A 23,807-nucleotide genomic window follows, 5' to 3' on the forward strand; every position below is an offset into this window, starting at 1 on the left:
AACGGTTTATTGTGCGCGAGCGGCGGTGCTGCGGGAGTTTTTGGCTAGGCTAAGCCTATGGTGGATCAGCCCGTGGACGGCGAATATCCGGAACATTGGGAAGCCGATGTCGTCCTGCGCGACGGCGGAACCGCGCATCTGCGGCCAATCCATCCCTCGGACTCGGACGCCGTCCAGGCATTCCACATGGGACAGTCGCAGAATTCAATCTACATGCGCTTCTTCGCGTTCAAGGCCAGGCTCTCCAGCAAGGAGCTCAAGCGGTTCACCGAGGTGGATTACCGGGACCGGGTGGCGTTCGTCATCACCATCGGCGGTGAAATCGTCGGCATCGGCCGGTATGACCGGCTCGACGACCCCGCCGAGGCGGAAGTGGCGTTCAACATCGCGGACGCCCACCAGGGGAGGGGCATTGGTTCCATCCTGCTGGAACACCTTGCCGCCGCCGCCCACGAAAACGGCATCCGCCGCTTCAGCGCCGAAGTGCTGCCGGAGAACCGCAAGATGCTGATGGTCTTTTCCGATGCCGGGTATGACGTCAAACGGCATTTTGACGACGGCGTCGTGAGCCTGGAGTTCAACATCGACCCCACCGAGAGGTCCCGGGCGGTGATGGAATCCCGTGAGCACCGCGCAGAGGCGAGGAGCGTCCGCGACCTGCTGACGCCGTCGTCCGTTGCCGTCATCGGTGCCAGCCGAAAATGGGGGACCGTGGGGTACCAGCTGCTGGAGCACATCATCGAGGGCGGCTTCCGCGGCAGCGTGTACGCCATCAACCCCGAGGCGCTGGAACTGGCGGGCATGATGTCCTTCGGCAGGCTCTCCGAAGTCCCCGAGCCCGTCCAGCTTGCGGTGGTGGCCGTCCCCTACGAGGAAGTCGCCGCCGTCGTGGCCGACTGCGCCGCGGCCGGGGTGAAGGGACTGGTGGTTGCTTCGGCAGGCTTCGCGGACGACGGCGAACGCGGCCTCGCGAGGCAGCGGGACCTCGTGCGGCAGGCCCGGGCCAACGGCATGCGGGTGATAGGACCGGCGTCCCTGGGAATTGTGAACACCCACCCCGACGTGTCGCTGAACGCTTCCATGGCGCCCGCGATGCCGCTGCGGGGCAGCCTGGGGCTGTTCTCCCAGTCGGCCGCCATCGGCGTCTCGCTCTATGCCGCCTCCAGCAGGCGCCGGCTGGGCCTGTCCACCTTCCTCTCCGCCGGCAACCGCGCCGATGTTTCCGGCAACGACATGATGCAGTACTGGGAGGACGACGCCGACACCTCGGCAGTCGGCCTGTACCTGGAATCCATCGGCAACCCGCGCAAGTTCTCCCGGCTGGCCCGCCGGCTGGCGCGCATCAAGCCGGTGATCGTGGCCAAGTCCGACGCCATGGGGCTGCGCCTGCCGCCCGGGCACGCCGTCCGCACCACCCAGGCGCCGGCGGGCGCCCTGGACGCCATGCTGCGCCAGTCCGGCGTCATCCGGGTGGAAACCATAGAGCAGCTGGTGGATGTTGCCCAGGTCGTCTCCGGCCAGCCGCTCCCGGCCGGGCCCGGCCTGGCCATCTTCAGCAACTCCCAGGCGCTGGGCAAGGTGGTGGCAGACAGTGCCGCCTCGCACGGCCTGGGCATTGGCCAGGTAGTGGCCGGGGTGGACCTCGACGCCGGCCAGTCGGTGGCCCTTCCCGCCCTGCGTTCGGCCCTGCTCGCGGCGCTGGAGTCGGACGCCGTCCACGCAGCCGTCGCTGCCCTGCTTCCGGCCCGCGGGCTCACCGTGGACAGCATCGCCGAGGTGCTGGCCGAATGCTCCGTGAAGTCCGGAAAGCCCGTGGTGGCCGCGTTCACGGGGATCCTGGATCCCTCTGTCTACGTTGAGGGGATGGTGGGGGCCGGGGAGCGCGCCGTGCCCTGCTTTTCCAACCCCGGCGCCGCCGTGGCAGCGCTCGCGGCCGTGGTGCGGTATGCCGAGTGGGTCTCCCGCGACCATGGACACTTCGTTGAACCCGAAGGCTGCGATCCCCAGGCCGCCCGGGCAGAACTCGAGGCCCACCTCCGGGACGTAAAAGGCGAGCAGCTCAAACAGCTGGACCCGGCGGCCACGCGTTCCCTCCTGGGCCACTACGGCATCACCGTACTGCCCTCTGCCGGTTTTGACAGCCCCGACGAGGCGGTGGAGGCCGCGGAGGCCCTCGGCTGGCCGGTAGCGCTGAAAACCACCGACCCCTCGCTGCGCCACCGGCTGGACCTCGGGGGAGTGCGGCTGGACATCCAGGACGCCGAGTCCCTGCGCCTGAACGTGCTGCAGATGCGCCGCATCCTGTCCCGTTACGGCGACCCCGCCCTGGAGGTGCAGACCATGGCGCCCGTTGGCCAGGCCTGCACGTTCCGGGCCATCGAAGACCCGCTCCTGGGGCCGGTCATCTCCTTCGGCCTGGCGGGCGACGCCGTCAACCTGCTGGACGACTGGGCCCACCGGGTGCCGCCCCTGTCCGCGGCGGACGTGCACGATTTCATCCGCGGACCGCGGGCGGCCCGGAAGCTGTTCGGCTACCAGGGCCTGCCCGCAGTGGACGTCGCCGCACTCGAGGACCTTGCCGGCAGGCTCGCGTGGCTGAAGGACAGCCACCCCGAGATCGCGCTGCTGGAATTCAATCCGGTGCTTTGCGGCGCCTCCGGGGCGGTTATCCTGGCGGCGGACGTCCGGATCGGCAACGCGGCCCAGCGCACGGACAGCGCCCGCCGGGCCATGCTCGGCTGACGCGGTTAGCAATGTGACCGGCCCATCTGTGAAAATGGGGGAATGAGCTCACAGCCTCCCGCGTCGGCGCCCGAAACGCCCGGCAATGAAAACCAGGCAGTCCGCCACAGCTCACATAACCACGGTGCCCAGGGCCAAAGCCTGGACGGCGCACTGCAGAAGGCCGGTTTCTACCCGCGCCTTGTTGCCGACGTGGTGGACGACGCCCTGGACGGCCGCGACTGTGTTGCCCACCTGGTGCACCTGGAAACCCACTTTGACCGGGCCGAGGTCCGGCGCCACATCACCGTTCTGGTGCTGACCGCGGACATGCTGGTGATTACCCACGTGGACGACCAGCAGCTGGACGAGGCCGGTGAACAGATCGTGGCCCAGATCTCCACGGAATCCGTCCCCGTGGCGCAGATCCGCTCCGTGGTGCTCAGCTACATGTACGCCCAGCCGCAGAACTATAAGCCATCGGATCCCGTGCGCGAGGTGACGCTGTCCATCGCCTGGTCCGGCGGCCAGCGGCTGGACATGGGCCCTGCCAGCTGCGGGGATCCCCAGTGCGAAGCCGACCACGGCTATAGCGGCACCATTGCGCAGGAAGACATCGTCCTCCGGATCAGCGCTGAGGCTGACGGGCTGCAGGCAGTCCAGGACGCCAAGTTGTTTGCCCGCGCGCTGCGCGCGGTCAACACGGGCTCCGCCGCCCCGGTGCCGCACATCCAGTCCCTCCCTCCGCGTCCGCGTCCGGGCGTGTTCGGCAACCGGCTGAGCCGCGGGCACCAGCAGCGCTGAGATGCCGGAAGAACGCCGCCTGACCATCCCCGCCGCAGTTACCCCGTCGCATGCCGCTCCAGTCCAGGCCGGCCGGACGGCCGACCTTCCGCCCGCCCCCGCCTACGGCCGGCGCTCCGTCGCGGATGTGCTGACCAGTGCCGCGGCCAGCCTGGGCCTCGATGGCTTTACCAATACGCTTGGCCTTCCTGCCGCGTCGCGTGTCTGCGTCGTGGTGGCCGACGGCCTGGGCCGGAACCTCCTGAAGCAGAAGTCCGCGCACACACCCTTCCTCAGGTCGGTCATCCAGGCCGGTCAGGGGGAAGTTCCCGTGTGGCTGGATTCGGCATTCCCCTCAACGACGGCCGCCGCTCTGGCATGTTTCGGTACCGGGCTGCCCCCCGGCCAGCACGGCATGGTGGGCTACGACGTGCTTGACCCGGAGCAGGACAAAGTGGTCAACATGCTCGGCAACTGGGACGCCGGGGTGGACCCCCTCGCCTGGCAGCCGTTCCCCACCGTGCTGGAACGGGCTGCAGGCCAGGCCGCCGTCACCACGGTCAGCCTTCCCCAGTTCGGCGATTCGCCCATGACCAGGGCTGCCCTGCGCGGCGGGACCTTCGTGGCCGGCACCACTTCCCACGCCCGGACTGAGGCCGCCGCCGAAGCCCTCGCCGCCCCCGGCCCGGCCCTGTTGTACTTCTACCTCAACGAGCTGGACAAGGCCGGGCACCGCTACGGCTGCCAGTCCGAATCCTGGGAGCACCAGCTTGAGGAGCTGGATGCCACCATGAAGCGGTTGAATGCCTCCCTGCCTGCCGGCACCACCATCCTGCTGACCGCGGACCACGGCATGCTGGATGTGCCGGAACAACAGCGCATCGACTTTTCAGCCGACCCGGCGCTGGTGGAAGGCGTCCGGCACACCGCCGGCGAACCGCGCATGGTGCACCTCTACCTGGAAACCGGAGCGGACGGCACAGGGCCCGACGCCGGCGCACGCGAAAGGCTTCTCGCAGCCTGGCGCACCCGCTTCGGTACCCGCATCTGGGCCTTCACCAGGGAGGACGCCATTGCGGCGGGGCTCTTCGGCCCGGTTCGGCCCGCCGTCGAGGGCAGGATCGGCGACGTAATGATTGCAGCCCGCGATGAGCTGGCACTGTATGACACAAGACGCGTCCGCCCCACGGCGATGGAAGTCGTGGGCCAGCACGGATCCCTGACCAAGGCTGAGCGGGAGGTCCCGCTGCTGTGCTTCACGGCAGGCGGCAGGAGCGTCCGCCGTGGCTGAACTCGTCTTCTTTTCGGGCACCATGGACTGCGGCAAATCCACCCTCGCGCTGCAGATGGATCACAACCACCGTGCCCGGGGCCGGGGCGGTGTGCGCTTCAGCCGCAACGACCGTGCCGGCGCATCCCGCATCTCCAGCCGGCTCGGCCTCGAAACCGACGCAGTGGAGGTGGCGGACGGCACGGACTTCTGGGAGGAAGTCATGCTGCGGCGCACCCAGGGCCAGCGCGTGGACTACCTGATTTGCGATGAGGCGCAGTTCTATACGCCGGAGCAGGTGGAACAGCTGGCGAAGGTCGTGGACGAGATCGACGTCGACGTTTTTGCCTTCGGTATTACCGCCGACTTCCGCACCAGGCTCTTCCCCGGCTCGCAGCGGCTGATCGAACTGGCGGACCGGGTGCAGGTTTTACAGGTGGAGGCCCTGTGCTGGTGCGGCCGCCGGGCTACGCACAATGCAAGGACGGTGGACGGCGTCATGGTCACCGAAGGCGCCCAGGTAGTGGTGGGTGACGTCGACATGGCCGTTGACGGATCAGCGGCTCCGGCCGCAGGCCGCATTCCCGTGGTGGGCTACGAAACCCTCTGCCGGCGCCACTTCATGCGGCGGGTCACGGCCCATGGTGCCAACCTCATGGCTGAGCAGGACCAGCTGCTGCCGTTCGAGGTGGATGCGTGCCTGTGGCGCGGCACCGGCGGAACCGGGGCAGGCGCCTAAGCGTCCGGTGTCCGGTGTCCGGTGTCCGGCCGGCGCGCAGGCCGTGTACCTAGTCTCCGCGGGTCCCGAAGACAATCTCGTCCCAGGACGGAACGCTGGAGCGCTTGGGCCTCGAGGGCTGCCTTTCCGGTGCGCCCGTTTCCGGGAGCTGGCCGGTGGCAGGGGAGTTATCGTCAGTGCGCGGTGCCGGCCGGCGCGGGTTGCCGCCCAGCAGTTCGTCCAGTCCTGCTCCGCTGCCTGACGCGCCGGTGCCGCGTGCCGCGTCAGGATCCGCTGAACCGGAGGGGCGCTGAGGGGAGGCCACGATTGTTATCTCCCGGGTGTCTGTACTGACACCGTTGTGCAGCCGGAGGTTGTCTTCCACCGGGTCCGCGTGCGGGGGGATGAGGCTCAGCCGGGAAAGCATCGACGGGCGGGCATCCCGGCGCCGGATGAAGGAATCACCCTGGGCAGCCGGGGCACTGCCGGCATCTTCCTCCGGCTCTGCCTCCTGTTCGTCTGCTTCCGGCGTGACCTCGGAGGGCCGGGGATGGGCAGCCGGCACGCCGTGCGTGAGGAGCAGGGCCAGGGCGTCGTCGGAATCCTCATCCACGCCAAGCCGCTGGCCCCGGCGCGAGCGCAGCATGTCCAGGAGGCCGTCGGATTCCTTTTCCTTGCCCGGCGCGTGGCCGGCATTGCCTGCCTGGCTTCCGGGAACGGCGTCGGCATCGGTCTCAAAGTCAAAGGGCCGGTCGGAAACGGCCGACAGCCGGCGGGCAGGAACGGGCCCGTCCAGGGGCTCCAGTTCGCTCAGTTGCTGGGCCCAGCGGTTGGCGTTCTGCAGCGACTTCCGTGCCGGGCTGAAGGTCCACAGTGCCGGGGGCTCCTCGCCTATGCCCGGAGTGGTGCCGTTCTTGGCTTCGAAAGTGGCCGAGACAGTCCAGGTCCCATCCTGGCGACGCCAGGAATCCCACTCCACCGTGGCCGGGTCGATGCCATGGGCGGCGAGCCGGTGCCCCACCATGTCATTCAGCGTGGCAGGGTTGTCGCCGAACGCCGACCGGTAGACGTCATGGCCGGGGGAAGGCGAGGCCACTTCCACTTTGCGGGCCTGCTGGGCCACGTACTCCCGTTCAGCAAGGACCGGCCCCTCGTACCGTTCAACCTTGGCCAGCGGAAGCCCGGAAAGCTCGGCGACGTCGGCCGCAGTGGCACCGGCGCGTATCCGAGCCTGGATGTCCCGCGGGGACATCGGAACAGCTGGCCGCTCGGCCCGCGGCTTAACCGCAGGCCGGCTGGCCGTCCTCAGCGCTTCGTCGATCGGCAGCTGGAACATCTCGCCGCCGGCCCCGCTCAACAGGAGGTGAGTCCCGTCGTCGTGTACGCCTACAAGCCGTAGATCCTGCATACAAATCCTCCACCCTGGCATTACTATCACTCGAAACTTTGCCACCCGGGGGACGGGTTTTCCGTCAAGGGGCAGGGCGCGCCGCGATTTTCCGGGACAACGCTCGCAAATCCTCCGCCAGGCCCGGCCTTCACCGGGCACCAACCCGGCGCATCCCGCGTTATGAAGGGTGTTGTCCCAGACAATCGCACAGGAAGAAGGCCAGGGCCACGATGTCCACCGATTACGATGCGCCGCGCAAGTCCGAGGAGGACGCCACCGCGGACTCGCTGGAAGAGCTGAAGACGCGCCGGTCTGACAAACCGGTTGCGGTGGTGGATGAGGACGAAAGCGAGCTTGCCGCCGGCTTTGAACTGCCGGGCGCGGACCTCTCCGGCGAGGAGCTGGTGGTCCAGGTGGTTCCGGCCCAGGCTGACGAATTCACCTGCTCCTCGTGCTTCCTGGTACGGCACCGCTCCCAGATCGCCAGGGAGAAGGACGGCCGGTTCTACTGCAGGGACTGTGAGGGCTGAAGGGCTGCCGCCAGTTTGTCCGGGCGGCGGGTGGACGCCAGCCAGTACGGCGTCGGATCCGAGGGATCGGTGATGCCGATCTTGACGACGGGATCGATCCAGCCCCGGATGCAAAGGTAGGCCAGGCCGTTCAGCCGGGTGCCGCGTTCCGCCGTCGCTTCTTCACCGCGGAAGGGCTGGGCGGCACCCACGAAGCGGCGTTCAATGGTGGCCCGCCCCACGGTCAGGGTGTTTTCCGTGACCAGGATGGTGGGGGTGGAAAGGATCAGGAGGATGGCGATAATCGTGAAGAGAACCACCGCAGCCGTGTAGCCCGCAGCCGCGCTGATAGGTGCAAACACCAGGATTCCTGCACCTGAGATGCCCGCTGCGATGATCCAGATCCAGGCATTGGGCCACAGCTTTTCCCGGTAGACCACTGCGGCTTCGGATGATGGTGTGCCGGGAACGGGCGCGGCGGAACTGGATTCGGGCATGACGCAAGCTTTCCATCTTTCCCTGGCTATTTCATCCCGGCCGCTTCTGTCCCGGCGCCGGCGGCACCTTCCCCGCAGCACAGTGCCTGCCCCCGGCAGGTGCCTGCGCCTAGGTGCGCGCGGCGGGCGCGGGTTAGAGTGAGTGACTGTGACTGATCATTCCGCAGCCGTAGACACCTTCACCGCAGAACCTGCCGGCCTGGCGCCGTCGGCCACAGCCCCCACACTGCAGGTCCAGCTGAAGATGCTGGATCCAGGCCTCGAGGCGCCCTCCTACGCGCACCCGGGCGACGCCGGCGCTGACCTTCGTGCCAGGGAGGACGTTGTCCTGCAGCCGGGGGAGCGCAAGCTGGTTCCCACGGGAGTGGCAATTGCCCTCCCTGACGGCTTCGTCGCCCTGATCCATCCGCGGTCGGGGCTTGCCACCAAACACGGGCTGACCATTGTCAACGCCCCCGGAACGGTGGATGCCGGATACCGGGGGGAAATAGCCGTCACCCTGCTGAACACCGACGCGAGCCAGTCCATTGAGCTGCACCGCGGCGATAGAATTGCGCAAATGGTTATCCAGCGTGTGGAGCACGCGCAGTTCATCCCCGTCAATGAATTGAGCGGGTCCGTGCGCGGTACGGGAGGCTTCGGATCCACCGGCGGTTTCAACCCGCCGGGGGCCTAAAGAACGATTTCCGTTCCCGCAGTATTGCTGCCGGGCGCGTACAGCAGGACGGCGGGACCCCAACGGGCCGGACCGGCACATTTCACAACTAAGGAGACACCCCCATGGTCTTTGGGCTCGGCAGGAAAGCCAAGAAGGAACAGACAGCCGAACCGGACGACTCCCTGACCGCCGCGGAGGCTTCGGCCGACGCGGCGACCGCCACGGGCATCCGGGCAAACGGCCCGCTTGATGAATCCGAAATCACCAGCCGCGACGGCTACGTGGATCTGGGCGCGCTGCTGATCACGCCCAGCGAGGGTCTCCAGCTGCGCCTCGAGGTCGAGGAAGCCACCCAGCGCGTCGTGGCGGTCACGCTGGACCTCAATGGCTCCAGCCTGCAGCTGCAGGCTTTCGCCGCTCCCAAGACCGAGGGCCTGTGGGACGAGATCCGCGAGCAGATTGGCCAGTCCGTGGGTGCGCAGGGTGGCCAGGTGGAAGAGATCGACGGCAGCTTTGGAACCGAACTCGTGGCCAAGTTGCCTGCGGGGCTGCCTGACGGCAGCCAGGGCTACCGCGTGGCCCGCTTTGTGGGCGTTGATGGTCCGCGCTGGTTCCTTCGCGGAGTCCTGGGCGGACCGGCGGCCCTTGAACGTGAGGCAGCCGAGCCGCTGGAGGCGCTGTTCCGGCAGGTTGTGGTGATCCGCGGGGGCAGCCCCATGCCGCCCCGTGACCTGCTTCAGCTGCGCCTGCCCAAGGACACGGCCACCACGCCTCCTCCGCCTGCCCCCTCTCTTGGGGAACCGGAACGTGGTCCGGAAACCACACAGATTGGCTGACGCGGCCCCGGGGGACGGGCTCCAGCCCCGCCCTGACGTTCTCTCCCTGGACGAGCTTCCGGACAAGGGCCGCGTCGTCTGCCAGGGACGCATTGAATCGGTGACGTACCTCCCGGCGGACCAGGCACCTGCGTTCACCGCCATTGTTTCCGACGCCGAGCCGGGCCGGGCCGAACCAGGCAGGAGAGTCTCCGGCCAGGCCGGCCAGTCCAAGGCACATGGCAGGCTCCGGGTTGTATGGCTGGGGCGCCGCCGCGTGCCGGGCATCGAAGCCGGCGCCCGGCTCCGGCTTGAAGGAATGCTTTCCCGCAGCCAAGGCCTGCCCACCATGTTCAACCCACGCTACGAAATACTGTCCCGCCAGGAGAACGAATGACCGAGCCCCAGCCCGACCCGTCCTCCGGGCCCCCAAACCACGGCACCCCTGAGCGTGATGGAAGGCAGGGACCGGCCCGGGAGCCGTCACCGGTGGCCGGCCTTGCGGCGGAGTACGCGGCCAAGGCCGGGCTGCACCGGACACACGACGGCCGGGTGGACGTCCTGCGCAGCGCCGGCGGTGTCCAGGGCATTGCCGAAAGCATCGTGCCCGGGCTTATGTTCCTGGTGGCCTTCACCATCACCCGGGAGCTGACGCTGTCCCTGGTGGCGGCACTGGCTTCCGCCGCGGTGTTCACCGTGGTCCGGCTGGTCCAGCGGCGCCCGCTCACCCAGGCGCTGGCCGGTGTGGTGGGCGTAGGCATCTCGGCCTGGCTCGCAAACAGCACCGGCAAGGCGGAGGACTTCTACCTCCCCGGTTTCTTCACCAACGCCGGCTACATCCTGGCGATGGTGCTGTCCATCTTCCTCAAATGGCCGGTGGCCGGCCTGCTCTTCGGATTCATCCGGAACGAGGGCCTTGACTGGCGCAAGGACGCGGTCCGGGTCAGGGCCTACCAGCTTGGCACCTGGATCATCGTTGCGGTCCTGGCGCTTCGGCTCGTGGTGCAGGTTCCGCTCTACCTCATGGGTCCGGACGGGCTTGCGGCGCTGGCCACCACCCGGCTGATCATGGGCGCGCCCCTGTACATCCTGGGTGTCTGGATTGCCTGGCTGGTGACCCGGCCGGCCGCCGTCGACGCCGGCACGGACTCCAACGGGGAGGACGCGGGCCTGAAAGCCTGACGCATCGACGGCCGGATCGTCCTAGCCGTCGAAGCCGTCGTCCTCGGGCGCCTGCTGGGCGGTCCTGGCGCCGGCCGGCAGCGGAGCGTCCGCCTCGCCGGCCGTATCAAGGGCGTCAGGCGCCAACAGGGCGCGCAGGTGGTCCTCAGCTGCAATGGTGGTGACGAAGAACAACTCGTCTCCGCCGTCGATCACGTCGTCCCGGCTCGGCGTGATGGGTGCATGATCACGCAGGATGGCCACGAGGGTTGAATCCTCCGGCCACCGGATGTCGCCGACCGTCTGGCCGATCACGTGCGAGTCGTGCGGCACGGTGAACTCCACGAGGGAAGAAACGCCGGTCTGAAGGGTGAGCAGCCGGACCAGGTCGCCGATCTCCACGGCTTCCTCGACGAGGGCGGTCATGAGCTGCGGAGTGTTGACGGCGACGTCAACGCCCCAGGAATCGTTGAACATCCAGTCGTTCTTGGGGTTGTTCACCCGCCCCACGGTGCGGCCCACCCCGAATTCGGTCTTGGCCAGCAGGGAAACCACCAGGTTGACCTTGTCATCGCCGGTGGCTGACACCACCACGTCTGCGTCTTCCACTTTGGCTCCCTGCAGCGTGCTCAGCTCACAGGCGTCGCCCACCAGCCAGTGTGCGCCGCGGAGGCCGCTGCGTCCAATGACCTCCGGCTTGAGGTCGATCAGGAGGATCTCATGCTTGTGCGCCAGCAGTTCCCTGGCGATGGACGAGCCGACGCTGCCGGCACCCACAATCACGACTTTCACTGGTACTCCTTGGCGGGTGCTTTGGCGAGGATATGGGCTACCTGGGCGCTGCGGTCAACCTGCAGCATCGCGTGCACGGTATCGCCGTCCTGGTAGGCGGTGGCAGCGTCCGGCAGGAGTCCCTCACCAAAACGGGTCAGGTACGCCACCCGGATGGCGGCGGCTTTCTCAATGGTGCTCACCCGTTGTCCGATCCAGCTGGAGTCGAGATCGAGTTCGGCGAGCACCAGCCGTCCGGACGGCTCGCGGAAATCGCCTGCGAGGTGCTGTTCGGGCAGGATACGCCGCAGTACCTGGTCCGCGCTCCAGCGCACGGCCGCAACGGTGGGAATCCCAAGGCGCTGGTAGATCTCGGCACGGCCGGGATCATAGATGCGGGCCACAACGTGGGGGACGTGGAACGTTTCCCTGGCCACCCGGGTGGCCAGGATGTTGGAGTTGTCGCCGCTGGAAACGGCGGCGAACGCGTACGCTTCAGCCACGCCGGCCTGTTTCAGGGTGTCCCGGTCGAAGCCGACGCCCGTGACTTTGCGTCCGGTGAATCCTTGCCGGAGCCTGCGGAAGGCGCGGTCGTCCTGGTCGATGATGGCCACGGAATGCCCGGCGTCCTCCAGCGTGTGCGCCAGCGTTGCCCCTACCCGGCCACATCCCATGATCACGAAATGCGCCACGGTCTCTCCTCTGTATTCCTGTCAAGGTCCTGCTGCTAGAACTCTACCGCCAGCGTGCCGGCTCCCGTTGTCCCCGGTCCGTCATGACATCGTCCGGGAATCAGACTAGCTTTGTGGGGTGTTGACAATATTGAACGCCGTCAAGCGTGTGCTGGTGGGCCGGCCATTTCGAAATGACCGGCTGGCCCATACGCTGCTTCCCAAGCGGATCGCACTTCCGGTCTTCGCCTCCGACGCACTTTCCTCCGTAGCCTATGCCCCGGACGAGATCCTGCTGACGCTGGCGCTGGCGGGCGTCAGTGCGGTGGCGTTCTCGCCGTGGGTGGGCGTGGCGGTGATGGTGGTCCTGCTGACGGTGGTGGCCTCCTACCGGCAGAACGTGCACGCCTATCCTTCCGGCGGCGGCGACTACGAGATCGCCGGTGAGAACCTGGGCAGGTACGCAGGCCTCACCGTGGCCTCTGCGCTGCTGGTTGACTACGTCCTGACCGTCGCGGTGTCCATCTCCTCCGCCGCCACGTACCTCACCACCGCCGTCCCGTCGCTGCACGGCAACCAGGCCGCAATAGCCACTGTCGGCGTCGTCATCCTTGCCCTGGTGAACCTGCGCGGAATCAAAGAGGCCGGCACCCTCTTCGCCATCCCCACCTACATTTTTATGGCATCCATCCTGGGCATGACGGCGGTGGGACTGTTCCAGGCGGCAACCGGGCAGCTGGGCCAGGCGCCCTCCGCTGCCTTCACGATCGTCCCGGCCCCCGGTTTCGACGAGGGCCTTGTGGGCCTCGCCGGCGCCTTCCTGCTGCTGCGGGCCTTTTCCTCGGGCGCCGCGGCGCTCACCGGCGTCGAAGCCATCAGCAACGGAGTGCCCAACTTCCGCCCGCCGAAGAGCAAGAACGCCGCCACCACCCTGCTGCTGCTGGGCGTCATCGGCGCCACCATGCTGGCGGGCATCATCTACCTGGCCAACGCCACCAAGGTGCACATCGTCCTGGACCCGGCCACCGAGTTCCTGCTCAACGGCAACCCCCTGCCGGAGGGGTACATCCAGAACCCTGCCATCAGCCAGATCGCCCAGACCATCTTCGGCCCGGGATCCATACCGTTCTACATCGTGGTGGCCGCCACCGGCGTGATCCTGGTGTTTGCCGCCAACACCGCCTTCAACGGCTTTCCGGTGCTGGGCTCCATCCTCGCCCAGGACGGCTACCTGCCGCGGCAGCTGCGCACCAGGGGTGACAGGCTGGCCTTCAGCAATGGCGTCCTGGCCCTCGCCGCAGGCGCGCTGGTACTGATCATCGCCTTCAACGCGGACGTCACCAAGCTCATCCAGCTCTACATCGTGGGTGTCTTCATCTCATTCACCGCCAGCCAGCTGGGGATGATCCGGCACTGGGGCCGGCAGCTCAAGCTGGCCAAGGACAAGGCAGTCCGGCGCCGGATGGCCAAGTCCCGCGTCATCAACAGCATCGGCTTCGGCATGACGGCCACGGTCCTGGTCATCGTGCTGGTCACCAAATTCGAGCAGGGCGCCTGGATTGCCCTGCTCGCCATGGTCATCCTGTTCCTCATCATGTGGAGCATCAGGGCGCACTACGACAACGTGGCCAGGGAACTGGCCGTGGACGAGGACTCTTCGCCGCGCGCCCTTCCCACCAGGGTGCACGCCGTCCTGCTGGTGTCCCATGTGCGCAAGCCCGTGCTGCGGGCGCTGGCGTACGCCAGGGCCTCCCGGCCGTCCCGGCTTGATGCGGTGACAGTGGACATCGATGCCGAAGAAACCGCGCAGACCGTGGCTGACTGGGAAAAGCTCGAGATTCCGGTGCCGCTGACCGTGCTGGCCAGTCCGTACCGGGAGACGGTCACGCCCATCATGGAGTACGTCAAACACATGCGGAAGGATTCCCCCCGCGACCTGATCGTGGTCTACATCCCCGAATACGTTGTAGGCAAGTGGTGGGAGCAATTGGTCCACAACCAGACGGCCCTGCGCATCAAGACCCGGCTGCACTTTGAACCCGGCGTCATGGTGGCGAGCGTCCCCTGGCAGTTGAAATCATCCGAAGAAGCGAAAAACCTGCAGGACGTCCAATAATGGCAAACACCGAAACACAGCCGCCCCTGACCGGAGAAGCAGGCAGGGAAGTAGTGCTCGACGTCGGCCCGGTGGCCCACGGCGGCCACTGCGTTGCCAGGCACGAGGGCCGGGTGATTTTCGTCAGGCACGGCATTCCGGGGGAAAAGGTGCGGGTGCGGCTGACGGATGCGGAGGAAAAGGCCAAATTCTGGCGGGCGGACGTCGTCGAGGTCCTTGAAGCCTCTCCGGACCGCGCGGACCACTTCTGGCACCTGGCCGACTCAGCGCGGGCCTGGAGCCACGGACACCCCCCGGTGGGCGGAGCCGAGTTCGGCCACATCACCCTTGCCCGCCAGCGCAGCCTCAAAGCGGAAGTGCTTGCCGAACAGCTCAGGCGGCTCGCCGGCGTCGACCAGCTGCCCGCGGACGCCGGGAGCGTGGAAGCCGTGGGCGGAACGGCCGACGGCGGGGACGGCCTTGGGTGGCGCACGCGCGCGGGCTTTTCGGTCACCCCCGGCGGCAAGCTGGGCATGCACGCACACCGTTCCACGCACATCGTTCCGGTCCGGGAGATGCCGCTCGCTTCGGAGGCAATCAACAACCTGCGCCTCTGGGACATCGATTTGCAGGGCATCGAGCGCGTGGAAGTGGCAGCCCCGGCCAACGGTTCCCGTCCGCTGGTGCTGCTGGCGCCAGGTCCGGGAACCAAGCCCAAGCGGCTTAGCGCCATCGCAGCCCAGTTGCCCGGCGAGGTGTCCGTAGCCACTTTCGACCCCGCTACCGAGGCCGTGCAGCAGCTTCGCGGCCGCACGTGGGTGCAGGAATCAGCGGCCGGGCACGACTACCGGGTCACCGGCGCAGGGTTCTGGCAGATCCACCGCGACGCGCCCGGGACCCTTGTGGGGGCTGTCACAGAATTCCTCCGCGGCGGGGGCTTCCTCCACCCCGGGGCCGTTGTTGCCGACCTCTACGCGGGAGCCGGGCTCTTCACCGCAGTCCTGGCTGACGCGGTGGGGGAGACAGGATCCGTCCTGTCCGTGGAAGGTGCCGCCGGAACCAGCCGGGATGCACGGAAGAGCCTGCACGGGGCGCCCCAGGTGGAGATCGTCCAGGGCAGGGTGGAGCGCGTGCTCCGCCAGAAACCGCGGAGTTTTGACGCCCTGGTCCTGGACCCGCCACGGGCGGGGGCAGGGAAGGCAGTGGTGAGCCAGCTTGTTGAGGCCAGCCCCCGCGCCATTGCCTACGTGTCCTGTGATCCGGCGTCGTTCGCCCGGGACGTGGGGTACTTCCGCCAGGCGGGATGGGGGCTGTCAGGCCTCCGGGCCTTCGATCTCTACCCCCATACCCACCACCTGGAGACAGTGGCGCTGCTGGCGCCCCTTCCGTGATGCCACTGCGGTTTTCGACTACGATGGCCGTAGTAGTCCCACGTCGCGCTCCGTAATCACGGCCGGCCGTGTGCAATTTTCGGGCCCGAAACTAATTAGGGCTTCCTAACTAGCAGGCGGTCAACCGCGCGACAAAGATGAAACTGTTGCGAGAGGAGTCCTGCGATGAGCACTGTGGACAGCTTCGGTTCAAAAGGCAAACTTAATGTAGCCGGAACCGAATACGAAATTTTCCGGTTGAACTCCGTTGAAGGTGCAGAAAACCTTCCGTTCAGCCTCAAGGTATTGCTTGAAAACCTGTTGAGGACCGAGGACGGCGCGAACATCACTGCCGATCACGTCCGCGCCTTGGCAGGCTGGGATCCCAACGCCCAGCCCGATACAGAAATCCAGTTCACGCCTGCACGCGTGATCATGCAGGACTTCACCGGCGTCCCCTGCGTGGTGGACCTGGCGACAATGCGTGAAGCGGTCAAGGAACTGGGCGGCGACCCCAAGCGGGTGAACCCCCTGGCGCCCGCCGAGATGGTCATTGACCACTCGGTCCAGATCGATGCCTTCGGCAACTCCGGCGCACTGGAGCGCAACATGGAGATCGAATACCAGCGCAACGGGGAGCGTTACCAGTTCCTGCGCTGGGGCCAGACCGCATTCGACGACTTCAAGGTGGTTCCCCCGGGAACCGGCATCGTCCACCAGGTCAACATCGAATACCTGGCACGCACCGTCATGACCCGCGAAGTGGACGGCGCGCTCCGTGCGTACCCGGATACCTGCGTGGGCACCGACTCGCACACCACCATGGTCAACGGCCTGGGCGTGCTCGGCTGGGGCGTCGGCGGCATCGAAGCCGAGGCCGCCATGCTGGGCCAGCCCGTCTCCATGCTGATCCCGCGTGTTGTGGGCTTCAAGCTGAGCGGATCCATCCCGGCGGGCGCCACGGCTACCGACGTGGTGCTGACCATCACCGAGATGCTCCGCAAGCACGGCGTGGTGGGCAAGTTCGTGGAGTTCTACGGCGAAGGCGTGGCCGCTGTGCCGCTGGCCAACCGCGCCACCATCGGCAACATGAGCCCCGAGTTCGGTTCCACCGCGGCCATGTTCCCGATCGACGACGTCACCCTGGACTACCTGCGCCTTACCGGCCGCTCGGAGCAGAACGTTGCCCTCGTGGAGGCTTACGCGAAGGAACAGGGCCTCTGGCACGATCCTTCCCGCGACATCAAGTTCTCCGAGTACCTGGAACTGGACCTGTCCACGGTTGTTCCGTCCATCGCAGGCCCCAAGCGCCCGCAGGACCGCATCGAACTGACCGAGGCCAAGGACGAGTTCCGCCACGACCTCAAGAACTACGTTTCCCACGATGCCAACGCCGGTACCCTGGACGAATCGCTGGAGGAGTCCTTCCCGGCCTCCGATTCGCCCTCCTTCACGGCCGGCGCCACTCACATCTCCGACACCGACCGGGAGCCCCCGAAGTACTCGGCAGGCCACGGGGCAGCGGGCCGCATCTCCCAGCCTGTACCGGTCAAGACGGCTGACGGCCGCGAGTTCGAGCTGGACCACGGTGCAGTCACCATCGCCTCCATCACGTCCTGCACCAACACGTCCAACCCGTCGGTCATGCTGGCCGCCGCGGTACTGGCGCGCAACGCCGTGGACAAGGGCCTGACCTCCAAGCCGTGGGTCAAGACCTCCGTCGCCCCCGGCTCGAAGGTTGTCACCGACTACTACGAGAAGTCCGGCCTGACGCCCTACCTGGAGAAGCTCGGCTTCTACATCGTGGGCTACGGCTGTGCTACCTGCATCGGCAACTCCGGCCCGCTGGAAGCTGAAGTGTCGGAAGCCATCCAGGCCAACGACCTCGCCGTTGCTGCTGTCCTCTCGGGCAACCGCAACTTCGAAGGCCGCATCAACCCGGACGTCAAGATGAACTACCTGGCCTCCCCGCCGCTGGTCATCGCCTACGCCCTGGCCGGTTCCATGGACTTCGACTTCGAAACCGACGCCCTGGGCAAGGACCAGGCCGGCAACGACGTCTTCCTCAGGGACATCTGGCCCAACCCGGTTGAGGTCCAGCAGGTCATCGATTCCTCGATCGACAAGGACATGTTCGCCAGGGGCTACGAAGGCGTATTCGAAGGCGACCACCGCTGGAAGGCGCTCGACACTCCCGCCGGCGATACCTTCGCCTGGGATCCGAACTCCACTTACGTCCGGAAGCCCCCGTACTTCGAGGGCATGCAGGCGAAGCCGGAGCCGGTCAAGGACATCACGGGCGCCCGCGTGCTCCTGAAGCTGGGCGATTCGGTCACCACCGACCACATCTCCCCGGCCGGATCGTTCAAGTCCGACACCCCTGCCGGCCAGTACCTGCTGGCCAACGGCGTGGAGCGCAAGGACTTCAACTCCTACGGTTCCCGCCGCGGCAACCACGAGGTGATGATCCGCGGAACGTTCGCAAACATCCGCATCAAGAACCAGATCCTGGACGGCGTCGAGGGTGGCTTCACCCGCGACTTCACCCAGGAGGGCGGCCCGCAGGCCTACGTCTATGACGCCGCGCAGAACTACCAGGCGGCCGGCACCCCGCTGGTGGTCCTGGCCGGCAAGGAATACGGTTCCGGTTCCTCCCGCGACTGGGCTGCAAAGGGTACCGCCCTGCTGGGCGTCAAGGCCGTCATCGCCGAGAGCTACGAGCGCATCCACCGCTCCAACCTCATCGGCATGGGCGTCCTGCCGCTGCAGTTCCCGGCCGGCGAGTCCGCTGCAACCCTGGGCCTTTCCGGTACGGAGACGTTCTCGGTTGAGGGCGTCACCGCCCTGAACGAGGGCACCACGCCCAAGACCCTCAAGGTCACCGCAACTGCCGAGGACGGCACCTCGACGTCGTTCGACGCCGTCCTGCGCATCGATACCCCGGGTGAAGCGGACTACTACCGCAACGGCGGCATCCTGCAGTACGTGCTGCGCCAGATCTCCGCCAACTAGCGGGTTCCGCCAGCAGGCACCACCTCCCGAAGCCCCGGCCGGTCACCGACCAGCCGGGGCTTCGGCTTTGCATTTGAGCCGACGCGTTAGAGTTAAACGGCACGTCTACCATCCGAAGGAGGGGTCATTGGGAATCTTGGACACCATCCGGAATCCGCAGGACCTGAACGAGTTGTCCGAAGAACAGCTAAAAGAGTTGGCTTCGGAGATCAGGGAGTTCCTGATCACGAACGTCTCCCAGACAGGCGGCCACCTCGGACCAAACCTCGGCGTGGTGGAACTGACGCTGGCCGTGCACCGCATCTTCGATTCGCCGCGTGACAGCATCGTTTTTGACACCGGCCACCAGTCGTACGTCCACAAGCTCCTGACGGGGCGCCAGGACTTCAGCACCCTGCGCCAGGAGGGCGGCCTCTCCGGCTACCCGTCCCGCGCGGAGTCCGCACATGACATCGTGGAGAGCTCGCACGCCTCCTCCTCGCTGTCCTGGGCCGACGGCATCTCGCGCGCCCGGCAGCTGACCGGCGAAGGCGACCGGCACGTCGTCGCCGTCGTGGGCGACGGTGCCCTGACCGGCGGCATGGCCTGGGAAGCCATCAACAACATCGCCGCAGACAAGAAGCGCCGCGTTGTCATTGTGGTCAATGACAACGGCAGGTCCTATGCTCCCACCGTGGGCGGCTTCGCGGACTACCTGGCCTCGCTGCGCCCCACCATTGACTCCTTCCGCGCCACCCCCGCCTACGAACGGGCGCTGGACTGGTGGAAGAAGAAGCTGCAGAGCGGTGGACCCGTGGGCCAGTTCACCTACAAGAGCCTGCACGCCATGAAGAAGGGCATCAAGGACTGGTGGGCGCCGCAGGGGATGTTCGAGGACCTGGGCATGAAGTACATCGGCCCGGTGGACGGCCACAACCTTCAGGCGATGGAGCACGCCCTCGCCACGGCCAGGCACTACGCCGGCCCGGTGATTGTCCATGCCATGACCGAAAAGGGCCACGGCTACGCCCCGGCACGAGCCCACGAGGCTGACCAGTTCCACGCCGTCGGCATCATCGACCCCGAAACCGGCGAGCCCACCGGAACTGCCGGGGCACAGTCCTGGACGTCTGTATTTGCCGACGAGATCGCCGCCATCGCGGATGAGCGGAAGGACGTCGTGGGCATTACCGGCGCGATGCTCATCCCCGTGGGGCTGCACAAGTTCGCTGCCCGGCACCCGGACCGGGTGATCGACGTCGGAATCGCCGAACAGCATGCCCTCACCTCCGCCGCCGGCATGGCGTTCGGCGGCCTGCATCCGGTGGTCGCCGTCTACGCCACCTTCCTCAACCGCGCCTTCGACCAGCTCCTGATGGACGTTGCCCTTCACAAGGCAGGCGTCACGATCGTCCTGGACCGCGCCGGGGTCACCGGGCCGGACGGCGCCAGCCACCACGGCATGTGGGACATGGCCATGGTCCAGATCGTTCCCGGCCTCCACCTGGCCGCGCCTCGCGACTCCACCAGGCTGCGCGAGGAACTCCGCGAGGCAGTGGCGGTCAGCGACGCCCCCACGGTGGTCCGCTTCTCCAAAGGCTCCGTTGGCGCCGAAGTGGAAGCGCTGGAACGCCTCAGCGACGGCGTGGACGTGCTGGCCCGCAGGCCCAGCGGCTCAACCGAGAACGATGTCCTGATCATCAGTGTGGGCGCCATGTCCGAACTCGCGCTGGATGTGGCCAACCGGCTTGGCGCGCAAGGCATCAGCACCACGGTGGTGGACCCGCGCTGGGTCCTGCCCGTGCCGCGCTCCATTGTTGCACTGGCGTCCCACCACCGCCTGGTCATCTGCATCGAGGACGGCGTCCGTGCCGGCGGCGTCGGCTCACGGATCCGCCAGGAAATGCGCGCATCAGGCGTGGACACCGCCCTGAACGAGGTGGGCCTGCCGGTCGAATTCCTGGACCACGGCACCCGCGGGCAGATCCTCGAACGCGTGGGCCTGACGGCCCAGCAGATCACGCACGACGTCGTCGCGCAGGTTCTCGGGACAAAGGTCCCGTTTGCCCGTCCGTTGCCCGGCCAGCAGCACCCCACCACCGGCAGCCTTCCGATTCTGTGAGGGAAGAAGACGCACTGAAGTACCCGGGTGCAGTGGGGGAGTCCGGGCGGCCCATGCACACCACCACCACCCGGGTTCCCGCCGGGCTGAAGCCTGGCCAGCTGGTAGTGGCCAGGAACAGGAAATGGAACGGCAAGGCGCACTGGGTGGTGCCGGGGCGCTACCTGGGCGAAGACGAACATGGGTGGTGGATCTTCCAGGGAACCAATGAGTTCTGCTCCAGGCCCGGTGCGGCGTTCTACACCAAATCCGACGCCGTGCTGCTGGTTCCGCGCTCCGGCGACTGGGTTGCCACGTTCTACGATGACGTACACCCGAACCAGGTCCGGGTGTACGTGGACTTGGCTGTGGGCCACGAGTGGACAGTCATCCGGCCCGCCGTCACCGAGTTCCATGTGATCGACATGGACCTGGATGTCATCCGCACCGAAGACCGCGGCGTGTTCATCGACGACCAGGACGAGTTCGCCGAGCACAGTATCTCCATGCATTACCCGGACCGGCTGGTGGCGGACATCCAGAATGCCGCAGACCAGCTTTACCATGCCGTCAAGGCGCAACAGGCTCCGTTCGACGGCACTGACGTCGCATGGTTCACAGAGGGACGAAAATGAGCGGAATTGTCAGGGTCTACAAGCGCGACGACGAGGGCACCCTCCACTTCCGGGAGGCCTGGTATGACGGGGACTACAGCCAGTTCGTCATGAACTACGGCGCGGTGGGGCACCAGAGCAAAACGGAAGAGACCGACGTGCCCGATGCGGAGGCAGCCGAGGGGCTCCTGGACGCCTTCGCGGCCCAGTGCGCCGAGGACGGCTACGCCGAAATCCCCGACGAGGAGCAGTTCTGGGTGGTAGCCCAGTTCGCACTCAAAACCAGGGAAGGCACAGACCGGGACCGCTACCTCGAAGAGAAGGCAACGGACGCCCTCATCAGCCACCTCGCCTGGCGTGGACTGGGAACCGTGGAGCGTTCCGGGTTCACGGATTACAAGCTGAACATCTTCTGCCTCTGCCCCGACGTGAACAAGGCCGTCAACGCCATCAAGGTCTGCACCCGCGGCGAGGACCTGGACTTCACCAAGCTGAGCATCGGGGCCGCCCCGTACAACGAACCCGAGCACTTCAAGCTCAAGCACTCAGCCAAACCCGCCACCGGCTTCAGCCTTTAGGAGCATCCCGTGACCGCGTACCGCCGCGTCGGCAAATCCGGCCTGACCGTCTCCACCGTGGGCCTGGGCTGCAACAACCTTGGCCGCGCCAACACCGTCACCGAATCCCAGGAAGCCACGGACGCCGTCGTCCACGCCGCACTCGACGCCGGAATCACCCTGTTCGACGTCGCAGACACCTATGGCCGGGAACCCGGCCTCAGCGAAACGATGCTGGGCAGGGCCCTCGGCAGCCGGCGCCCCGACGTCGTCCTTGCCACCAAGTTCGGCATGGACATGAAAGGCGCCAGCGGGCCGGACTTCGGCGCCCGAGGCTCCCGCCGCTACATCATCCAGGCAGTGGAGGCGTCGCTGCGGCGGCTGGGCACCGACTGGATCGACCTCTACCAGTTCCACACCCCGGATCCGCTGACCCCCATTGACGAAACCCTGTCCGCGCTGGACACGCTCGTCACCAGCGGCAAGGTCCGCTACCTCGGGCACTCCAACCGCGCCGGCTGGCAGATCGCCCAGGCCGAGTACGTCGCCCGCGAACTCGGCGGCGCGCGGTTCATCTCCACCCAGAACCACTACAATCTCCTGGACCGCCGGGCCGAACTCGAGGTGACCCCGGCCGCCGAGGAGTTCGGACTGGGCGTCCTGCCCTACTTCCCCCTCGCCAACGGCCTGCTGACCGGCAAGTACTCGCCCGGCCATGCTCCGGAGGGCTCCAGGCTCAGCCACACCCGCACGCACCTCGTCCACGACGCCGACTGGGACCAGCTGGACAGGTTCAGCCGCTTCGCCGGGGACCGCGGCCTGAACGAAGTCCAGGTTGCGTTCTCCTGGCTGGCCGCCCAGCCCTCGGTGGCCAGCGTCATCGCCGGGGCCACCCGGCCTGAGCAGGTGCGCCAGAACGCGGAAGCAGCGGACTGGGTTCCTTCTGACAAGGACCTTGCCGAGCTGGACGATATCTTCCCCGCAGCGCCCAAGGTGGCGCTCTTCTAGGAAACGACATGGCCGCCTTCCTGCTGGATGTGGACACCGGCATCGACGACGCCCTGGCACTCGCGTACCTTGCCGCCCTCCCGGACACCGAGTTCGTCTCGGTCACGGCCACCCCTGGAAATGTGGACGCGGACCAGGTGGCCCGCAACACCCTGGCACTGCTGGAACTCTGCGGACGCCCCGGTGTGGAAGTGGCCGTCGGCGCGCGCGGACCACTGGCCATACCGCTGCTGACCACCCCGGAAACGCACGGCCCGCAGGGCATCGGGTACGCGGTCCTGCCGGAACCGGCCGGCGCTGTGTCGGCGCGCCACGCCGTCGATCTGTGGGTTGACCACGCACGCAAGCGGCCGGGGGAGCTCACGGCCCTGATCACCGCGCCCCTGACCAACTTCGCGCTGGCCCTGCGACAGGAACCCAGGCTGCCCGAGCTGTTGGCAAAGGTTGTGATCATGGGCGGAAGCTTCTACCACCAGGGCAACACCACGCCCACGGCGGAGTGGAACACGCACGTGGATCCCCACGCGGCCAAGGAAGTCTATGCCGCCTTCCGCGGGCAGCCGCCGGAGAAACTGCCGGTGGTCTGCTCGCTGGACACCACTGAGCGGATCGAGCTGCACCCGGCGCACGTCCAGCAGCTGGCCGAGGCGGCCGGCGCGACAGTTCCCGAGCTGGTGCTGCCCGGCCAGCCCGAAGGACAGCGCAGCACCTCGGACAACAAGCTCATCAGGCACCTGTCCGATGCCCTGCGGTTCTACTTCGAATTCCACCGCCACTATGACCAGGGATATCTGGCCCATGTCCACGACTTCTTTGCCGCTGGCGTGGCCGCGGGCACCCTGGAGTTCCAGGCACTGCCCGCCACCGTCGACGTCGAGACCGGGTCTCCGCTCCTGATGGGCACCACCGTGGCGGACTTCCGGGGACTGTGGGGCATTCCGCCCAATGCCAGGGTGGTGACGGCAAATCAGCCCGAAGCCGCCTTCCGGGAACTGGTGTCCGCCGTCGGGAGCATGGCCCGGCGACTGGGCTGAGCGCCCCCGAAACCTCGCTGGGCCGCGCAAAACTGCCGCGGTAGAATGGTTCGCGTCCGGCCCGGCCACACGC

The 23,807-nt window shown here is 67.1% G+C and carries 21 protein-coding genes; 17 read left to right on the forward strand and 4 right to left on the reverse strand.

The window, feature by feature from the left end; all coding sequences use genetic code 11:
- Window positions 1-57 precede the first annotated feature (57 nt).
- The 4 genes from SMD14_RS08300 to SMD14_RS08315 are packed head-to-tail and all read left to right on the forward strand — an operon-like array spanning window position 58 to window position 5,513.
- On the forward strand, window positions 58-2,742 hold the full coding sequence (locus SMD14_RS08300) for a GNAT family N-acetyltransferase (RefSeq protein ID WP_321215956.1): 2,685 nt from the start codon (window positions 58-60) through the stop codon (window positions 2,740-2,742).
- Between the two features lie 42 nt (window positions 2,743-2,784).
- The gene (locus SMD14_RS08305; RefSeq protein WP_157238476.1) at window positions 2,785-3,525 is read left to right on the forward strand and encodes a DUF5998 family protein; all 741 of its coding nucleotides are present in this window, start codon (window positions 2,785-2,787) and stop codon (window positions 3,523-3,525) included.
- Between the two features lies 1 nt (window position 3,526).
- Window positions 3,527-4,795, forward strand: coding sequence for an alkaline phosphatase family protein (locus tag SMD14_RS08310; protein ID WP_321215957.1), 1,269 nt, complete (start codon window positions 3,527-3,529; stop codon window positions 4,793-4,795).
- A complete protein-coding gene (locus tag SMD14_RS08315; protein WP_321215958.1) occupies window positions 4,788-5,513 on the forward strand; it encodes a thymidine kinase in 726 nt (241 codons plus the stop codon). Before SMD14_RS08310 ends, SMD14_RS08315 begins: the two co-directional genes overlap by 8 nt.
- A 49-nt stretch (window positions 5,514-5,562) precedes the next feature.
- Here SMD14_RS08315 and sepH read toward each other — a convergent pair whose 3' ends face one another.
- Entirely contained in the window at window positions 5,563-6,900 is a 1,338-nt protein-coding gene (gene sepH, locus SMD14_RS08320) for a septation protein SepH (RefSeq protein WP_157238475.1), read from the reverse strand.
- A gap of 212 nt (window positions 6,901-7,112) precedes the next feature.
- Between sepH and SMD14_RS08325 the strand changes: the two genes are divergently transcribed.
- A complete protein-coding gene (locus SMD14_RS08325; RefSeq protein ID WP_157238474.1) occupies window positions 7,113-7,412 on the forward strand; it encodes a DUF4193 domain-containing protein in 300 nt (99 codons plus the stop codon).
- Here the strand turns inward: SMD14_RS08325 and SMD14_RS08330 are convergent.
- Window positions 7,388-7,888 carry a DUF3093 domain-containing protein gene (locus tag SMD14_RS08330; protein WP_157238473.1) on the reverse strand — a complete coding sequence of 167 codons (501 nt, stop codon included), beginning with the start codon at window positions 7,886-7,888 and terminating at the stop codon, window positions 7,388-7,390. The two genes, SMD14_RS08325 and SMD14_RS08330, sit on opposite strands and share 25 nt — an antisense overlap.
- Before the next feature lie 148 nt (window positions 7,889-8,036).
- Between SMD14_RS08330 and dut the strand changes: the two genes are divergently transcribed.
- From dut to SMD14_RS08350, 4 genes are all read left to right on the forward strand, one after another.
- Window positions 8,037-8,564 (forward strand): dUTP diphosphatase, encoded by a 528-nt coding sequence (gene dut / locus SMD14_RS08335; RefSeq protein ID WP_370460321.1) that lies wholly within the window; start codon window positions 8,037-8,039, stop codon window positions 8,562-8,564.
- Window positions 8,565-8,668: 104 nt separating this feature from the next.
- The gene (locus SMD14_RS08340; RefSeq protein WP_321215959.1) at window positions 8,669-9,382 is read left to right on the forward strand and encodes a DUF3710 domain-containing protein; all 714 of its coding nucleotides are present in this window, start codon (window positions 8,669-8,671) and stop codon (window positions 9,380-9,382) included.
- Window positions 9,375-9,758 carry a hypothetical protein gene (locus tag SMD14_RS08345; protein ID WP_231754784.1) on the forward strand — a complete coding sequence of 128 codons (384 nt, stop codon included), beginning with the start codon at window positions 9,375-9,377 and terminating at the stop codon, window positions 9,756-9,758. The genes SMD14_RS08340 and SMD14_RS08345 overlap by 8 nt, the downstream gene beginning before the upstream one ends.
- Entirely contained in the window at window positions 9,755-10,543 is a 789-nt protein-coding gene (locus tag SMD14_RS08350; protein ID WP_157238471.1) for a DUF3159 domain-containing protein, read from the forward strand. Before SMD14_RS08345 ends, SMD14_RS08350 begins: the two co-directional genes overlap by 4 nt.
- Window positions 10,544-10,564: 21 nt before the next feature.
- Here the strand turns inward: SMD14_RS08350 and SMD14_RS08355 are convergent, their stop codons facing one another.
- Complete coding sequence (locus SMD14_RS08355) at window positions 10,565-11,314, reverse strand: NAD-binding protein (RefSeq protein WP_321215960.1); 750 nt, start codon at window positions 11,312-11,314, stop codon at window positions 10,565-10,567.
- On the reverse strand, window positions 11,311-11,985 hold the full coding sequence (locus tag SMD14_RS08360; RefSeq protein WP_321215961.1) for a TrkA family potassium uptake protein: 675 nt from the start codon (window positions 11,983-11,985) through the stop codon (window positions 11,311-11,313). The genes SMD14_RS08355 and SMD14_RS08360 overlap by 4 nt, the downstream gene beginning before the upstream one ends.
- Window positions 11,986-12,103: 118 nt before the next feature.
- Here SMD14_RS08360 and SMD14_RS08365 point away from each other — a divergent pair, with 118 nt between their 5' ends.
- From SMD14_RS08365 to SMD14_RS08400, 8 genes are all read left to right on the forward strand, one after another.
- Window positions 12,104-14,080, forward strand: coding sequence for an APC family permease (locus SMD14_RS08365; protein WP_321215962.1), 1,977 nt, complete (start codon window positions 12,104-12,106; stop codon window positions 14,078-14,080).
- On the forward strand, window positions 14,080-15,450 hold the full coding sequence (locus SMD14_RS08370) for a TRAM domain-containing protein (RefSeq protein ID WP_321215963.1): 1,371 nt from the start codon (window positions 14,080-14,082) through the stop codon (window positions 15,448-15,450). Before SMD14_RS08365 ends, SMD14_RS08370 begins: the two co-directional genes overlap by 1 nt.
- A 165-nt stretch (window positions 15,451-15,615) precedes the next feature.
- Window positions 15,616-18,441 (forward strand): aconitate hydratase, encoded by a 2,826-nt coding sequence (locus tag SMD14_RS08375; RefSeq protein WP_157238469.1) that lies wholly within the window; start codon window positions 15,616-15,618, stop codon window positions 18,439-18,441.
- Window positions 18,442-18,568: 127 nt separating this feature from the next.
- Window positions 18,569-20,542 (forward strand): 1-deoxy-D-xylulose-5-phosphate synthase, encoded by a 1,974-nt coding sequence (gene dxs / locus SMD14_RS08380; protein WP_321215964.1) that lies wholly within the window; start codon window positions 18,569-18,571, stop codon window positions 20,540-20,542.
- Window positions 20,539-21,156 (forward strand): DUF402 domain-containing protein, encoded by a 618-nt coding sequence (locus tag SMD14_RS08385; RefSeq protein ID WP_321215965.1) that lies wholly within the window; start codon window positions 20,539-20,541, stop codon window positions 21,154-21,156. Before dxs ends, SMD14_RS08385 begins: the two co-directional genes overlap by 4 nt.
- Entirely contained in the window at window positions 21,153-21,713 is a 561-nt protein-coding gene (locus SMD14_RS08390; protein ID WP_157238467.1) for a hypothetical protein, read from the forward strand. Before SMD14_RS08385 ends, SMD14_RS08390 begins: the two co-directional genes overlap by 4 nt.
- Window positions 21,714-21,722: 9 nt before the next feature.
- On the forward strand, window positions 21,723-22,700 hold the full coding sequence (locus tag SMD14_RS08395) for an aldo/keto reductase (RefSeq protein ID WP_321215966.1): 978 nt from the start codon (window positions 21,723-21,725) through the stop codon (window positions 22,698-22,700).
- A gap of 8 nt (window positions 22,701-22,708) precedes the next feature.
- Entirely contained in the window at window positions 22,709-23,734 is a 1,026-nt protein-coding gene (locus tag SMD14_RS08400; RefSeq protein WP_321215967.1) for a nucleoside hydrolase, read from the forward strand.
- Window positions 23,735-23,807 lie beyond the last annotated feature (73 nt).

Source organism: Pseudarthrobacter oxydans (assembly GCF_034258515.1).
Taxonomy (GTDB): domain Bacteria; phylum Actinomycetota; class Actinomycetes; order Actinomycetales; family Micrococcaceae; genus Arthrobacter.

Coding starts and splice junctions, on each gene's coding strand:
- SMD14_RS08300 (WP_321215956.1), top strand. CDS start 58: ATGGTGGATCAGCCCGTGGACGGCGAATATCCGGAACATTGGGAAGCC.
- SMD14_RS08305 (WP_157238476.1), top strand. CDS start 2,785: ATGAGCTCACAGCCTCCCGCGTCGGCGCCCGAAACGCCCGGCAATGAA.
- SMD14_RS08310 (WP_321215957.1), top strand. CDS start 3,527: ATGCCGGAAGAACGCCGCCTGACCATCCCCGCCGCAGTTACCCCGTCG.
- sepH (WP_157238475.1), bottom strand. CDS start 6,900: ATGCAGGATCTACGGCTTGTAGGCGTACACGACGACGGGACTCACCTC.
- SMD14_RS08325 (WP_157238474.1), top strand. CDS start 7,113: ATGTCCACCGATTACGATGCGCCGCGCAAGTCCGAGGAGGACGCCACC.
- SMD14_RS08330 (WP_157238473.1), bottom strand. CDS start 7,888: ATGCCCGAATCCAGTTCCGCCGCGCCCGTTCCCGGCACACCATCATCC.
- SMD14_RS08340 (WP_321215959.1), top strand. CDS start 8,669: ATGGTCTTTGGGCTCGGCAGGAAAGCCAAGAAGGAACAGACAGCCGAA.
- SMD14_RS08350 (WP_157238471.1), top strand. CDS start 9,755: ATGACCGAGCCCCAGCCCGACCCGTCCTCCGGGCCCCCAAACCACGGC.
- SMD14_RS08370 (WP_321215963.1), top strand. CDS start 14,080: ATGGCAAACACCGAAACACAGCCGCCCCTGACCGGAGAAGCAGGCAGG.
- SMD14_RS08375 (WP_157238469.1), top strand. CDS start 15,616: ATGAGCACTGTGGACAGCTTCGGTTCAAAAGGCAAACTTAATGTAGCC.
- SMD14_RS08390 (WP_157238467.1), top strand. CDS start 21,153: ATGAGCGGAATTGTCAGGGTCTACAAGCGCGACGACGAGGGCACCCTC.
- SMD14_RS08400 (WP_321215967.1), top strand. CDS start 22,709: ATGGCCGCCTTCCTGCTGGATGTGGACACCGGCATCGACGACGCCCTG.